This window comes from Pedobacter hartonius (genome assembly GCF_900107535.1).
Lineage (GTDB): Bacteria > Bacteroidota > Bacteroidia > Sphingobacteriales > Sphingobacteriaceae > Pedobacter > Pedobacter hartonius.
Genome location: NZ_FNRA01000012.1, coordinates 108,125 through 123,499, shown reverse-complemented (window position 1 = coordinate 123,499; position 15,375 = coordinate 108,125). Strand labels below are relative to the sequence as shown.

Here is a 15,375-nt window from a genome sequence, read left to right as displayed (position 1 = left end):
TTGGCTGAAAAAAAGTGAACATTGGTTTCGATGCTGTCTACCGCTGAAGCGCGCCAGAAGGCATCGAAACCAATGTTCACTTTTTTTAAGTTATCCTGTAGCAGGATGGCTTGTTAAGTTGCATAGGTAATCATCCTGTAGCAGAGCAGTTCAGCAGTCCTGGGAAAGATGGCTTGCTAAATTGCTATTTTGAATATTCTTTATCCAGGAACAGGTAACGGGCGCGGTCAGTCTCTACTTCAGCTTTGGTGTTGACATCCAGGTTGATATAGTTTACCTGCTGATTGCTTCTGATCTCCGGCCATTTTGGTAATTTACCGCCGTTTGGATTGCCGTTTTTGACGAAGTTGGCGAAGTATTCCAGCATGGTATCAGATACTTTATGGTCGTCTGCCGTCCAGGCATATACCTTGTTGTAGTGGAGGTTGCCCATGGCGTATTCAATTTCAAATGCGTGGGGTGCGCCGGCGGGTGCTGCGGGTTTTGCAGCAGTAGTGCCGGTAGTTCCTTTCATGATGCCTCCTGCGAAACCCGGAACCGCATTTTTCATACTTTCGGTCATCGGTGGTTTGGATTTGGAGAAGAGGTACCGGTATACGGGTTTTGCTCCGGTTTTAGTGTGCAGGTCGGCCCATTTCCAGGTGCTGTAGGCGATGAACCTGTCACTGGACAATGCTGTAGCTGAACAGATCACTTCGGCTTCTGTAGTTGCCGGATAGAGCTTTAAAACTTCGCTGCTTTTTTCACCGTATAGTTCCTTTAACGCTTTGGTATAGTTTTCAAGGGTAGGTGATGCGTTTTTGAGGATAGACTGGTAGGATACCTCTGCCGAATTCCAGCCCACCAGTATCGGTACATGGGCTTGCCGGCCTTCGGTAAAAGTTTTTACGGGTAGCTCAGGGAAGAAATATCCGTCAACAGTAGTGGTGGCGCCTCCCATATTGTTTTGGTAGGCGATATCCAGAAGTTTGGTGGCAGGAAGCTTGCGCAGATCGGCCAGTGATGCAGCGCCGGTCTTTGCTGCAAAGGCAGTACCTCTGGCTTCTCCTGCAGCCAATGGAACAGGAGCGATGGTAGGAAAGATGGCAGCGCCGCTTTCTCCGATGGCACCTGCAAACAGGCCTTTAGAGAGTGGAGAAGCCATTTGTGCAAACACGGAGATTGAACCTGCGGATTCCCCTGCGATGGTTACCCTGGACGGATCACCACCAAAGGCCTCAATATTTTTCTTCACCCATTTCAGGGCTGCAGTCTGGTCCATATAACCATAGTTCCCTGATGCGTGATGTGGCGATTCTCTGCTGAGTTCAGGATGCGAGAAAAAACCAAAGATACCAAGACGGTAATTGACGGTTAGGGTAACTATTCCTTTTTTTGCCATGCTCTCGCCGTCGTACCGCGGTTCAGATCCATCACCAGCAACCAGTCCGCCGCCATAGAAATAGACCAGCACAGGCAGTTTTTCTTTTGAACTGCGGGCCGGGGTCCATACATTCAGGTACAGGCAATCTTCACTGATACTGTCAGCCCTGAACCCCATGTCGCCAAACACCGGTTTTTGCATCCCCCTGTTTCCGAAGTGATCAGCTTTACGTACACCCTGCCAGTTCTGCACAGGCTGAGGCTCTTTCCATCGCAGTTCACCCAGCGGGGGCTGTGCAAAGGGAATGCCCTTAAAACTGGTAATGCCGGAACTTTCGGCGGTGCCTTCCAGAATGCCGTTGGCAGTAGTTACGCGTTTGAGGGCAACCGGCTGCTGGCTTTGGCCAAGCACGGCGAGGTTACTGCAGCAGATGAACATGAATATCGTCAGGTTGTATTTCATAGGTGAAGTGTATCGGTTTTTGATGTAATAAATTTAATCAATATTGACCCATATTTCCCTGCCCTCAGGATTATTATTGTAACAATTTCACTTTGCTCGGAAATGTATGGTTAGCTGCGCATAATTTTTATTTTTCATTTTGAACATATTGAGAGGTTTGTTGGTTATACACTCACAAATGATATAATGGCCTGAACAGGGCCTGTGTCCCGCATCTAATTTTATTGGAAAAGAAATGGAAAATACAATTTACGAAGGAACTGCACATTGGGCTTATGGTACTGATATACTGGAAATGGAGGTTTCCGACGGGTATACAGGCAGGCATTTTTCATCCGTTCCACCTTTATCCAAATATCAGGGAAAGATTTTTCTGACACAACGGGCAATTCGTATTGACGGAGACCAGGGCGTGATGATCCCCATTGCTGAGATTAAAGAGCTGTACATGGGATTCGATGATGTATTTCCTGCTGCTTCGGTGAACAGCCTCGGTATGTTCTGGAAACCGCTGAGAATAAAGTACGGGCCGGATACTGATATTTACCTGATTGTAGACTACAGCCTGATGATCTCCAACAACAACCGGTTCTATGACCTGGTGAGAAAACTGCTGGTTTAGATGATATGTATACTATACTTTTCCCAGGCTGATGATTTCCTTTCCTTTGATCGGGCGTTTGCCGCCGGATAAACTCACCACACGGATCATTGCCCGCGCCAGTTCTTTCATGGTGCAGAACCCTGACCCGGCCGGAACGCATAAACCATACCCGTTGTTCCAGTGATTATTACTTTGATAGGGCTATCCATGAGCGTGTTTCGTTATATTATACGAATATAACATTTGTTGCCATTATCCCAGAGAAAATCTGGTTCAGAATGGCTGCATTTAAAGGGTATTCTTCATTCACGGCGGCCGGCCGCTGTAAGCTGAATGTGTGCTGGGAGTGATATTAATGTGAGTGTTGAGCGGTAACTCAGGTTTGTTTCTTTCTCAACCCACACTCAGGCTACAGCAGCCGGCCTGCCCGAAGCCAGAATGAAAGGCAAGGCTCTGCTGATGTAATGAGTTGCCGGTTACAGGACTATTCTTTTCCCGCTTGCAGCAGATCTTTTCGCTGCATCCAGGATCTCCATGACGATCATATTGTACTTTAATGATGAAAGATCGTCAGTTCCCGGTATTTCATTTTTGAGTACGGCCGCGAGGTAGGTCATCGGGTTGCTGACAGAAAGCTCCAGCGGAGCAGCCTTTTTGGTACTCATATTGTTTTCAGGCATTCTGGTCAGGATAGTGGTGTTGTCCAGCGCATGAAGATAACCGGTTTCGCCAAACACCTCCAGGTCTTTGATAGAAAACGGCCAGTTCCAGGAGGCTTCAATTAATCCGGTTGCCCCCGGGTATTCAACAAGGATCGTCGCATCGTCTTCCACTTTTGGGTAAACCTCCGGTTTATAGTGCCTTGCAATGGCCGTTACAGCTATCGGGCGGTTGCCCTTCATCAGCCAGGTCATCAGATCGGCGCCATAACAGCCAAAATCATTCAGCGCACCGGCCCCGTTTTTTACCGGATCAGTTAACCAGGTTAAAAATTCAGGGCTGCAGCCAATTTCCTTTGGCCCCTGATGCCCGTCATGAACTACCATCTTTTTTATTTTTCCAATGTTTTCCCCGTTTACCGTGTTGTACACCTCATGATAGGAGGAGTACCAGGTAGTTTCATAATTAGTCAGGACTTTTACCTTGTATTTCAGTGACAGGGCTTCAATCTGCTTTGCCTGCTGCAGGGTGGCCGCCAATGGTTTTTCCACCATTACAGGAACTCCCAGCGGAGCACAAATCTGCACAATGGCAAGATGATCTGCCACGGCATTATAACCCAGTACAGCATCTGGTTTTTTTGCAACAAGCAATTGCTTTAGGTCGCTGAAAAACAACGAATCCGGCAGCTGGTATTGTTTGCTGAACTTGAGCTGCAATTGCCTGCTGGGCTCCACAATACCTACTACAATGACCTTACCGTCCTTAAACTCATGTAAAATGTTGTGGATATGGTCGTGGTTCAGTCCTGCAATCACTACACGGATCTTCTGCTGGGCTGAGGAGAAGCCTGCTGAAAGGCACAAAAATATCAGTAATGTTATTCTTTGACAATATTGAACAGCTGTTTTCATGAGTATATATTCAGGTATTTTAGATTGGAGAGAACGAAAGTATAACTTGTGAAAAACTAATGCCTTTATTTGATGTAACAATATTACGTTTCTACCATTTTTTTTTCAACAATAAGTAAAAATAGAATTCCATTCCCGTTTTTTGTATTCCTTAGGCAACTAATTATGATCAAGTATATTTTTTTTGTTCTTTATCTCATCAGCTTTACTTGTTTTGGACAGGCTACGTTGAAAGATCCCGACTATATTAAAGCCAATTACAACAAATTTGAATACCAGATCCCGATGCGTGACGGGAAAAAGCTGTTCACGGCAGTGTATGTCCCTAAAGACCAGTCGCTGAAATACCCGGTGATGCTGCAGCGTACCTGTTACAGTGTATCTCCTTATGGACCGGATCAGTATAAAACAGCACTGGGGCCATCTTCGCAGTTTTTGCATGACGGTTATATCTTCGTTTATCAGGACGTCCGCGGGCGCTGGATGAGCGAGGGCATTTACGAGGAGATGACTCCGGAACTGGAGAAACACGATACAAATAAGGCTGTGGACGAAGGTACAGATACCTATGATACGATTGACTGGCTCCTGAAAAATGTTGCCGGGAATAACGGAAAAGTAGGGGTATGGGGTATTTCCTATCCGGGTTTTTACACCACTACCGCACTGCTGAGCCGTCACCCCGCACTGGTAGCGGCCTCCCCGCAGGCGCCGATAGCAGACCTTTACCGTGATGATGCTTTTCACAATGGGGCTTTTATGCTCGTCGCCAACTTTGGGTTCTATCCCGGATTTACCAACCGCCAGGATGGACAGCCAACACAGCGCCGCGGGAAGGAATTTGAGCCCGGTACCGAAGACGGGTACGACTTCTTCCTGAAAATGGGCCCGGTAAAAAATACGAACGTGAAATACTATAAGGATACGATCAGGCTCTGGAACGAAATGCTTGATCACCCGGATTATGACCAGCACTGGAAAGAACGCAATGTGCTGACGCACCTTCATGATATCAAAACTGCAGTGCTTGTAACCGGAGGATGGTATGACGCTGAAGATCTGTATGGTGCTATTCATACCTACCAAACCCTGCAAAAGGAAAACCCCGCCACACCCGTATATTTTGCGATGGGGCCATGGGTACATGGAGGATGGGCACGCGGAAACGGCGATCATTTAGGCGATATCGGTTTTGGGGGAGCAACTGCACCGGTCTACAGGGAAAACATCGAGTTTAAATTTTTCAGCCATTACCTGAAGGGAACAAAGCTCGACCTGCCAAAGATAAGTGCCTTCGAAACCGGCAGAAACCAGTGGAGGAACTATCAGACATGGCCTCCGAAGGAAGCTGAAGAAAAACAGCTGTACCTGCTTCCGGGGCACAGGTTATCATTTAATCAACCCAATGGCAGTGCCAATACTTATGATGAATACGTGTCAGACCCCGCCAATCCTGTGCCTTTCCTGGCTGGGAAAAGTATGGATATGGACCGCGAATATATGACTGCAGATCAGCGGTTCCTCTCCGGGCGTAAAGATGTGCTGAGTTACCAGACCGATGTACTGGATCAGGACATTACCCTGGCGGGAAATATCCGGGCAGACCTGAAGGTGGCTACCACAGGCACTGATGCAGACTGGGTAGTAAAAGTGCTGGACGTATATCCTGACACTGCCGCAAACGACCAGTGGACCGGCAAAGGGGTTCAGATGGCAGGCTACCAGCAGATGGTGCGCAGTGAGGCCATGCGCGGTAAGTTTCGCAATAGCTTTGAAAAACCCGAACCATTTGTGCCCGGTAAAGTAACACCTGTGAATTTTGAGCTGCAGGATGTGCTGCATACTTTTAAAAAAGGGCACCGCATTATGGTTCAGCTGCAGAGTACCTGGTTCCCGCTGATTGACCGCAACCCGCAGACCTTTACCGATATCATGAAAGCCGGTGAGCATGATTTTAAAAAGGCCACACATAGGGTTTATACCTCCAAATCGCATTCAAGCTATTTGAAGGTAAGGGTGATGTAATGATCTTAATGCCCTTTTTCTACCTTTTCCAGGTCAGGATTGTCCTTTTTTATAAAATTGTAATTCATAAAATCACTATCCTGTGGAATGGACAATAAGAAATTCTGGATTTTGGCGACCTCTACCGTAAGATCTGCTCCTGAAAAGTCCAGCACATGCCCGCCCTGGGTTTTGCTGTCTGACAGGAAATGGAAATGGAAGCCTTCTATACTCAGGCCGTTCAGGTAATGCGGTAATTTGTACCCTACGATCGTTCCTTTGGTATTGCTGAACTCAAAGAATTTTTGCCTGCCTATCAGTGTGGCAAGCGAAGGATATGGTTTTTGGGTATAGGGAGGGAAGGCCCTGGTTTTTAAATGGTCAAAGCTGCCCGATATTTTGATGGCATAAACTCCATTTTTCTGGTGTAAATACTTTTCGATCTGATCAAAAGCTTCTTTCTGATTCGAGGCCGCACTGATATGGAAGGCTGTATCTGCTTTAAAAAAGGTAACAAAACCCAATGCTGTTTTAAAAGTATCAGGAACCTCCCTTGTGATCCCCTTGGCCTGAGTCTGATAAGCATGTCCCTTATAAACGATCAGCTCGCCATCCACCTGGCCCGGTGCCCCGATTCCAAAATCCCCGTGTTGTTTCAATTCGCTAACAGGCAGCGTGGCTTCAAATAATCCTCCGATAAAACTATCAGCAACGCCATATTGGAAGAGTGTGTTGTACGTGATACCTGTATTTGAATTCTTGTTTGATGGAATGGTCATTGTTTTCTTGCCTGTGGTTTGTTGTGCCTGAATTGTTACAGTAGAGAGGCAGCAAATAAAAAGTAGAGTTACTTTCATAGCGATTGTTTTCATGGTAATATTATTTTCAATAACGTATAAATATACGACTCAGTATTTAACTGATGTGAAATAGCACACCAAACATGTTTTTCGCAGGTTACTGAACTGTAGTAAAAAGAATTAAGTTCAGTCGCAACCCGTCCCGAGGCACTGCTTTGTTATTTTTATTATATTGAGGCCTGAAATTGTAAAGTATGGATCATAAGCCTTAAAGCTGTGCCGGTAAAATTAGTAACCGAGGTTATCCGGCTGCTGGAGAAACCAGGATCTATGTTTAACAGGGAGATTGAAATAGAAAAGCGCAAATTGAATCTTTATAGTGTGACAATAGGATAGTATAATTAACCAGGGTTTAATTATATTGTGTTACAATTTCTGATAACGAATAAATATAATGAGAAAAATATCATTCCTTTTAAATACATCTGCTGCACTGGCACTATGTGTTTCGCCCCTGACGGCCAGGCTGCAAACCAAAACAGAAGCTAAATCCTGGATCGAAAAATCTAACGGATACACCGCCCTGCTGATTGATCTTGATAAAAAATATTCACCTGAGTACGGTTCTTCACAGGGATTGTTGGAATATGATACGCAGATCTCGGTTCCTACACTGGCCAATGAAATAGCCTACAGGAAAGAAGAGCAGGTGCTGCTGGAAAAGTATAGTGCCAGTTTAGGTACTGAGAAAGATATGGCTGTTGCACAGGATCTTAATATTCTGATCAACCGTCTTAAATTGAATTTCAGGCAGCAGGACTATGAGCTGAAACATCAGGTTCCTTTTTTAAATGCGTCATCTATGATCTATGGCGGACTGGAGATTTTACTGGACGCGCAGACCGCAACTTCAAGACGCCCTGCTGCAGTGCTGAGGATGAGAAAATACGCAGGTCTTGAAAAAGGCTACAGGCCGCTGACCACAATTTTACGTGAACGCATCTCCCATCAGATTGCCGGTAAAGATATGGTGTATCCTTCTGCGCAGCAGATGGAGGTAGAGCTATCCAGAAATGCGAGTATCGTTAACGGAATTGCGGAGCTCTGCAAAAAGTATAACCTCAGCGGATGGGAAGAGCCTTATCAGCAGCTAAAAAAACAGACGGCAGATTACGACAGCTGGATTCGTAAAAACGTGCTCATTAAAGCCAGGAAGAATGCCCGTCTTCCCGCAGAAGAATATGCCCTGGCCCTCGAAGGCTTTGGCGTAAATATACCTCCCGCTGAACTTGCTGCCATGGCACATATGGCCTTTACAAGTATCCAGAACGAAATGCGGCCAATTGCCAGACAGGTCGCCGGACAACGGCATCTGCCATCGGCAGATTACCGCGATGTGATCGCTGAACTGAAAAAGGAGCAGATCCATGGGGATTCTATTATTCCGCTATATGAAAGGCACCTGAAAGATATTGAGGATATCATCCGTAAGCAGCAGCTGGTCACCCTGCCCGGCAGGCCCGCTATCATCCGTTTAGCCACTGCTGCGGAAACTTCTAGGAGCCCGGCACCACATATGGTTCCGCCGCCTTTTCTGAATAACACAGGCCAGCGCGGGGTTTTTGTATTGCCGCTGAACATGCCGGCAGCACCCGGAGAGAAAAAAGCCAATAAATATGACGATTTCACTTTTGATGCGGCATCCTGGACGATTATAGCACATGAAGCCAGACCTGGACACGAACTGCAGTTTGATAAAATGGTTGAAGAAGGTGTTTCGCAGGCACGTTCATTATATGCTTTCAATTCTACAAATGCCGAAGGATGGGGTTTGTATGCCGAATATATTACCCGTCCTTTTATGCCACTGGAGGGCCAGCTGATTTCCCTTGATTATAGGTTGCTGAGAGCTGCACGTGCCTTTCTCGACCCTGAGATACAGGCAGGAAAGGTGACCCAGCAGGAGGCGCTTGATATCCTGATGAAGGATGTTGTACAATCCAAAGCCTTTGCCCAGCAGGAGGTAGAACGGTATTCGCTGAAGATGCCCGGACAGGCCAACAGTTATTTCTATGGCTTTACGAAGATGATCGCCCTGAGAAAAGATACTGAACAGGCTTTAGGGGCTAAATTTAATGCCCTGCGTTTTCATGATTTTATCCTTTCACAGGGATTGCTGCCGCCTGCACTGATCCGTGATGCTGTGATGAAGGATTTCATTCCTTCTGAGAAAAATAAATAATCCATATCAATCATAGTCGTACAATTTTATTTTAAAAAATGAAGAAGTGTTTAGTCTTAGCGTTAATGTGGAGTTGCTCCGCACATCTTGTATCTGCCCAGGTTCCTGTCTCCGATGCCGGAGGCCTGAAGGTATCCTGGGAGTTTTCTGAAAACAATTATCAAAAAAAGGGAGAGCTATTGTCCGTGCTAACCCTGACCAACACGGGATCCCGGCCTTTGCCTGCCAATGGCTGGACGGTCTATTTTAATGGTGCGGCACCTCATAATGAGGGCGATACATCGGTGATCAGCGTAGCACGGGTAAACGGCGACTATCTTCGGTTTTCTCCCGGAAAATCATTCCATGGCCTGGCGCCAAAAGCAGCTGTGCAGGTTAAATTACTGACGAGGCCGCTTAGAAATATAACAGATTATCCAAAGGGTTTTTATATAGTTTTCGATACCGATCCTTCCCATGGGATTCCGCTGCCGCTGGAAACGAAATCCGCAATAGACTATACCAAACAGGAGAGGGCGATCGCGGAGAAACAGTATGCACAGAATCTTTCGGTAAAAAATCTTCCTGAAGCACAGATGAGCCCTGTATTTCCCAGTCCTGTGAGTTACCGCAGAACCTCCGCGTTGTTTAAGCCTGCTGCCGGTTTGAAGATCATGGCAGATAAAGACTTTGGAAAGGAAGCGGCTTATCTGGCTGATGAGTGGCAGAAAGTTACAGGCGTTAAACCTGCTGTGGGCATTGCGTCGGGTAGTGCAACAAAAGGACCGCAGAAGATCGTCCTTCAGAAGAAAGCAATCGCATTTCCGGAAGGGTATGAACTCAGCGTCAGTGCAGATCAGATCGTGATCAGCGCTTCAGATGCAGCCGGTGTGTTTTACGGCATTCAGTCGCTCAAAGTTTTACTTCCACCAGATTCCTGGGATGGAAAACATACTGCTGTCAGCATTGCCGGTATAGAGATCAAGGATCATCCGCGTTTTCCGCACCGTGCTTTTATGATGGATATTGCACGTAATTTCCAGCAGAAGGGTGAAGTGATTAAAACGATCGAGGTACTGTCCCTCTATAAAATAAATATATTACACCTTCATTTGAATGATGACGAAGGATGGAGAATTGAAATTCCCGGTTTGCCGGAGCTTACGGAAATAGGGAGCAAAAGAGGGCATACAACAGATGAGCAGACACACCTTTTCCCGTCATATGGATCAGGCCCATCTATAGCCAATTCCTCTGGAACGGGCTTTTTAACAAGGGCTGACTACCTGGAGATCCTCAGGTATGCCACCGCAAGGCATATCACCGTAATTCCTGAATTTGAAACACCGGGTCATGCCAGGGCCGCTATCAAATCTATGGATGCCAGATATAAAAAATTTATGGCTGCCGGGAAGACGGCCGAAGCCACGCAATATCTTTTAAGAGACCGGGATGATCAGTCCGTATACCGTTCCGTTCAGGGCTGGAGCGACAACGTAATTAATCCTGCCTTGCCCTCTGTGTACAGTTTCATGGAAAAGATCAGCGATGAAACGATTGCAATGTACAAGGAGGCCGGTGCGCCCCTGCAGACCATCCATTTCGGAGGCGATGAAGTTCCTGCAGGTGTCTGGGAGAAATCCCCTGCTGTGGCAGCACTGTTGAAAAGTGATGCTTCCATTGATGGGGTAGATGATATGTGGCATTATTACTTTGAGAAAGTAAATGTCATGCTGAAACAGCGTGGCCTTTACCTGTCAGGCTGGGAAGAAACAGGACTGAAGAAGGCCCTTGTGGATGGAAAGAAGAAAATGATTGTTGACACACGTGCTGCCGGCAATAATTTTCATACTGATGTATGGAACAATCTCTCCGGCAATGAAGACCTGGCCTACAAACTTGCTAATGCAGGGTATAAGGTGGTGCTCACCAATGTGACCAACCTGTACATGGATCTTGCTTACAGCGCCAGCGACGCAGAACCGGGTCAGTACTGGGGCGGTTATGTGGACGCAGATAAACTCTTTAGCTTTATCCCTTACGATTATTACAAGAATCAGAAAGAAGACGAAAGAGGAATGCCTCTGGACCCTTCACATTTTAATGGAAAAGAGCGTTTAACGGAAGCGGGCAAGGCCAGCATCATAGGTTTACAGGCGCCTTTGTGGAGCGAGGTCATTACCAGTCCTGAGCGTTTCGAATACCTGCTGCTGCCAAAGCTTTTTGGCCTTGCAGAGCGGAGCTGGGCGGCTGATCCGGATTGGGCTACAGCCGCAGATCCTGCCGTAACGGAGCAGCTTTACCAGAAATCATGGTCGGCCTTTGCAAATGTCATCGGTAAAAAGGAACTGCCGAGGCTGAATACTTATGCGGGTGGCTTCAGCTACAGGATTCCGACTGCGGGAGTCCGTGTGGAGCAGGGGATGGTGAAAGCCAACGCCCAGTATCCCGGGCTCATGATCCGTTATACTACTGATGGTACAGAACCTGCTGCAAACAGCAAAGTGTATTCAGGTGATCTTCCTGCGTCGGCCAATCTTTCATTCCGGCTGTTTAACAGTGCCGGTCGTGGCGGCCGCACGGTTAAGTTTGCCCTCCGGTAAGAACGTTTGATGTTCCTGAACAACCCTCCGGTTGCTCAGGAACGATAAAGTTTCAAAGACAATAATAATCAAACGATAGGCAGATACCTATATTTTTACGGTTGACAGAGTGGATTGCAGCGAAATCACTGCTTTTATCCTTCTTTCTGCTACCAATAATGATATCAATAAAAGCAGCCCTACAGCCAAAAATACATCCAGCACTATGGACGAAATGCGCATTTCATGCGTCACTGCTTCAACGAATCCGAAAGTGAAAAGGCCAACTACAATGGAAAGTTTTTCTGTCACATCATAAAAACTGAAGTACGAGGCGGTATCAGGGATATTTTCAGGAATGAATTTTGAAAAAGTAGAACGGGACAGGGTCTGAACTCCACCCATCACCAGGCCAACAAGTGTGGCCGCGGCATAGAACTGGTATGCATTGATAATAAAATAAAAGAACCCGCATAACAATGTCCAGAAGGCAACGATCACGATCAGTACTTTCACATTGCCGTATTTAGCAGAGAATTTTGCAGTCAGCCAGGAACCCAGTATGGCAACAAATTGTATGAGCAGGATCACGCTGATCAGGTTTTCTTCGGGCAGGTGAAGTTCTTTTGCACCAAAATTGGCAGCTACCAGCATGATGGTCTGCACGCCTACGGAGTAAAAGAAAAATGCGGGAAGAAAACGTTTCAGGAGCGGCATTTCCTTCACCTTGGTCCACACCTTGGCAAGTTCTTTAAAACCTCCTGTCAATACATTATAATTATGCGATCCCACATTCGGCTTTCCTTTTGGTAAGATGTAAAAGGGAATCAGGGAGAAGCCAATCCACCAGAAAGCGACGATCAGGAAAGATAAACGCGCAGGGAAGGCCTCGTCGGTAATTCCAAAGACACCCGGTGCCAGTACAAAAATAAAGCAGATGATCTGTACGACTATACAGCCCGCAAAACCATAGATAAAACCTTTGGCGCTGACGGCATCCTGCTGATCCAGGGTGGCTATCTGCGGCAGATAGGAATTGTAGAACACAAATCCCCCGCAATAGCCAATGGAGGCCAGACCGAAACAGATCATGCTGAATTCGAAGGTGTCCATGGTAAAAAAGAACAATCCTGCGCAGGACAGACTTCCCAGCCAGGTGAACAGCTGCATATACAGTTTTTTGTTCCCGCGGTAATCTGCAATGGAGGTAAGGATCGGCAGGGTAACAACGACAATGAGGTAGGAGAGTCCCAGGATGTAATTGGATAAAACAGTATTGACATACTGATGCCCGAAAAACGTAACCATATCGCCATTTTGTTTGTTGGCGGTTATTGCAACGTAATAGGCCGGAAATATAGTCGTGGTGATGACCATATTGTAAGATTGATTTGCCCAGTCGAACATAGACCAGGCCCAGATAATTTTTTTATTGTTTTTTGCTTCCATGATTATTATAAATCAACAGCTATGGAAACTTTTTTTAAATACCCGATAAAGATGAATTATATCCCCATAAATGGGGATATATCCGCTAAAAAGTAAAATAGAAAATCCTAGGTAATAAAAAAGCAAACGGTTTTTGGCCATTTGCTTTTTTGTGATGGAATCTATTTAGAAAATATTAAGGATTACCGTTTGGCGGTATTGCATTGGCAGGCAGTTTGAGCCCTGAAATACCGGTAACTACTTCTTCCTCTTCATCCTTGCTGTGTTTTTTCTTCTTTTTCTTGTTGCCTCCACGTAACTGCTCTTCTAAAAAATTATCATAATCCGTTTGCTGGTCGCCCTTTAAGATATTCCTGATGTTCGCAGTGGTTTGGTTCTGGCGTTTGTAGAACCTGGCGATGTCATCGTCATTAAAACCTCCGGCCTGTTGCTTTTTAGTCAGTTCCAGTTGTTCTTTATACATGTCCATTGTATAATTATAGATGATGTTCCGTTGTGTTGGATTCATCTTCACCTTTTTATCCATAGCGTCCATGTTTTTGTTGGTCAGTTCGGTAGCTGTTGGTGTTTTTGGTTGCGCTGCCGCAAAAAATACCGTACCGAAAATCATCGACAGAATTAAAGTGTATCGTTTCATTGTGATTTGATTAGTAAAAGTAATGCTCATGTGCCTGTGGCCATTTATAAGCGCAATTTATAAAATAATCTGCAATAGTTTCAGTGTTTAAAATAAATTGAAAAATATCAGTTACGGGCTGATGCAGGGACAATTATTTTACAGATACAGTCAGGAATACACGACGAATAGATTTATATTATAGAATATTATTATTTTAATAAAATATCATACAATTCATAAAATATCATTTAAGGAAAACAAATGTAATTTCAGATAATATTCTATTCGGAAGATACGTTTCATAGTAATTAAGAAATCACCCCACACAAAAATTATTTTATTTATGAAACGAAATTTTTTACCCTCAATTTACACCATGATGGCTATTGCTGCTCTCGCATCGTGTAATTCATCACATCATCCCGGTTATCCATCAGCGGGAAAAGCAGATTTTTCCACTTACATTGCTGTAGGCAACTCTTTAACTGGCGGCCAGGGAGATGGCGGGCAATATCTGGAAAGTCAGCAGAATTCTTACCCGCAGATTCTGGCGGCGCAACTGAAAACCGCAGGCGGGCGCGACTTCTCTTCGGCATTTTTTAACGCCGGTCAGGAAAACGGAACGGGCTTCCTCGCCCTCGCCGGATCTAATCCGGATGGCACGCCTATTATTAAAGAGGTAACTACAGACCTTGCCATCCGTGGCCAATTTACCTTGCCAGACGGAAGCACGATCAACTTGCTGACGAAATACACCGGGCCGCTGAATAACTACGGCATCTCGAATATCAGGCTTTCAGATATTAATTCTCCTTCATTCGGCAACATTAACGAGTTCTACGAACGCTTACTACCAGAAAATCCGCCTGCAAATACAAAACCATACATTGACTTTATCACTGATAAACCATTTAGCTTTTTCACCTGCTGGTTAGGCAATAACGATGTCCTGCTGTATGCAGCCAGGGGTGCATCAACACCCGCAGACTTTCCTACAGATAAGGCTACGTTTAGTACGCTGTATAATCAGGTGACTGACAGGCTTACTGCAAAAGGCGCAAAAGGAGTGGTCTCTACTATTCCGGATATTACAAAAACGGCCTTTCTTACTACGGTGACCCTTCAGTCCCTGCTGAAAGCTGTTCAGGTTACTGCGCCCCAGGTAAAAGACCTTTTTGTTCAAACGGGAAAATCGGTTACCAGAGCGGCTACGGCAGAAGACCTGTTTACGCTGAATTTCGGGTCGGCAAATCTTCTGGGTGTTCCCAATAGCGCAGGCCAGCCCTACGGTTTAGATCCTGCAAACCCTATAGAGAACAGGTTTGTGCTGGATAAGGATGAGATTCCAATCATTAAAGACTTTACTGATTCCTATAATAACACGATCAGGTTAGTAGCGCAGGCTAAAAACCTCGCTTTATATGACGCCTTTAATGTATTTAATGACATTGCCGATGCTGACGGGGTGACGGAGAATGGCGTAAAGTTTAGCAATACGTTTATCACAGGTAACCTTTTCGGACTGGACGGGATACATTTAACACCCAGGGGTTATGCGCTTGTGGCAAACGGGATCATCAGGGCGATCAATCAAAAATATTCGGCAAACGTACCACTGACCGATATTTCAAAGTTCCGCGGAATTAAAATGCTGAACTGACAGCACATTACCGGGCAAATCATCACCCATAAAAAAG

10 protein-coding genes are annotated in these 15,375 nt (G+C 45.7%); 5 read left to right on the top strand and 5 right to left on the bottom strand.

Features of this window, described 5'->3' with window-relative positions; all coding sequences use genetic code 11:
- Positions 1-184 precede the first annotated feature (184 nt).
- Entirely contained in the window at positions 185-1,825 is a 1,641-nt protein-coding gene (locus BLW16_RS18785; RefSeq protein WP_090559409.1) for a carboxylesterase/lipase family protein, read from the bottom strand.
- Between the two features lie 235 nt (positions 1,826-2,060).
- Here BLW16_RS18785 and BLW16_RS18780 point away from each other — a divergent pair, with 235 nt between their 5' ends.
- Entirely contained in the window at positions 2,061-2,447 is a 387-nt protein-coding gene (locus BLW16_RS18780; RefSeq protein ID WP_090559408.1) for a hypothetical protein, read from the top strand.
- A 458-nt stretch (positions 2,448-2,905) separates the two neighbouring features.
- Here the strand turns inward: BLW16_RS18780 and BLW16_RS18775 are convergent, their stop codons facing one another.
- Positions 2,906-3,955 (bottom strand): Gfo/Idh/MocA family protein, encoded by a 1,050-nt coding sequence (locus tag BLW16_RS18775; RefSeq protein WP_245735379.1) that lies wholly within the window; start codon positions 3,953-3,955, stop codon positions 2,906-2,908.
- 213 nt (positions 3,956-4,168) lie between these two features.
- On the opposite strand from BLW16_RS18775, the gene BLW16_RS18770 reads away from it, so the two are divergent.
- Positions 4,169-6,028 carry a CocE/NonD family hydrolase gene (locus BLW16_RS18770; RefSeq protein ID WP_090559406.1) on the top strand — a complete coding sequence of 620 codons (1,860 nt, stop codon included), beginning with the start codon at positions 4,169-4,171 and terminating at the stop codon, positions 6,026-6,028.
- Between the two features lie 5 nt (positions 6,029-6,033).
- On the opposite strand, the gene budA is transcribed toward BLW16_RS18770, so the two are convergent.
- Positions 6,034-6,864 (bottom strand): acetolactate decarboxylase, encoded by an 831-nt coding sequence (budA, locus tag BLW16_RS18765; protein ID WP_175470641.1) that lies wholly within the window; start codon positions 6,862-6,864, stop codon positions 6,034-6,036.
- Between the two features lie 397 nt (positions 6,865-7,261).
- Between budA and BLW16_RS18760 the strand changes: the two genes are divergently transcribed.
- Positions 7,262-9,049: a DUF885 domain-containing protein gene (locus tag BLW16_RS18760; protein WP_090559404.1), complete on the top strand. Its 1,788-nt coding sequence runs from the start codon at positions 7,262-7,264 to the stop codon at positions 9,047-9,049.
- A 38-nt stretch (positions 9,050-9,087) separates the two neighbouring features.
- A complete protein-coding gene (locus tag BLW16_RS18755) occupies positions 9,088-11,631 on the top strand; it encodes a family 20 glycosylhydrolase (protein WP_090559403.1) in 2,544 nt (847 codons plus the stop codon).
- Between the two features lie 87 nt (positions 11,632-11,718).
- Here the strand turns inward: BLW16_RS18755 and BLW16_RS18750 are convergent, their stop codons facing one another.
- Positions 11,719-13,059, bottom strand: a complete 1,341-nt coding sequence (locus BLW16_RS18750) for an MFS transporter (RefSeq protein WP_175470640.1) — start codon at positions 13,057-13,059, stop codon at positions 11,719-11,721.
- A gap of 175 nt (positions 13,060-13,234) precedes the next feature.
- Positions 13,235-13,696 carry a hypothetical protein gene (locus BLW16_RS18745; protein WP_090559485.1) on the bottom strand — a complete coding sequence of 154 codons (462 nt, stop codon included), beginning with the start codon at positions 13,694-13,696 and terminating at the stop codon, positions 13,235-13,237.
- 325 nt (positions 13,697-14,021) lie between these two features.
- On the opposite strand from BLW16_RS18745, the gene BLW16_RS18740 reads away from it, so the two are divergent.
- Entirely contained in the window at positions 14,022-15,338 is a 1,317-nt protein-coding gene (locus BLW16_RS18740) for an SGNH/GDSL hydrolase family protein (RefSeq protein ID WP_090559399.1), read from the top strand.
- The last annotated feature ends 37 nt before the right edge of the window (positions 15,339-15,375 follow it).

What these genes read in the sequence shown, in the direction of transcription:
- BLW16_RS18760 (WP_090559404.1), top strand. Translation starts at nt 7,262, where the DNA reads ATGAGAAAAATATCATTCCTTTTAAATACATCTGCTGCACTGGCACTA.
- BLW16_RS18785 (WP_090559409.1), bottom strand. Translation starts at nt 1,825, where the DNA reads ATGAAATACAACCTGACGATATTCATGTTCATCTGCTGCAGTAACCTC.
- BLW16_RS18755 (WP_090559403.1), top strand. Translation starts at nt 9,088, where the DNA reads ATGAAGAAGTGTTTAGTCTTAGCGTTAATGTGGAGTTGCTCCGCACAT.
- BLW16_RS18750 (WP_175470640.1), bottom strand. Translation starts at nt 13,059, where the DNA reads ATGGAAGCAAAAAACAATAAAAAAATTATCTGGGCCTGGTCTATGTTC.
- BLW16_RS18745 (WP_090559485.1), bottom strand. Translation starts at nt 13,696, where the DNA reads ATGAAACGATACACTTTAATTCTGTCGATGATTTTCGGTACGGTATTT.
- BLW16_RS18770 (WP_090559406.1), top strand. Translation starts at nt 4,169, where the DNA reads ATGATCAAGTATATTTTTTTTGTTCTTTATCTCATCAGCTTTACTTGT.
- budA (WP_175470641.1), bottom strand. Translation starts at nt 6,864, where the DNA reads ATGAAAGTAACTCTACTTTTTATTTGCTGCCTCTCTACTGTAACAATT.
- BLW16_RS18780 (WP_090559408.1), top strand. Translation starts at nt 2,061, where the DNA reads ATGGAAAATACAATTTACGAAGGAACTGCACATTGGGCTTATGGTACT.
- BLW16_RS18740 (WP_090559399.1), top strand. Translation starts at nt 14,022, where the DNA reads ATGAAACGAAATTTTTTACCCTCAATTTACACCATGATGGCTATTGCT.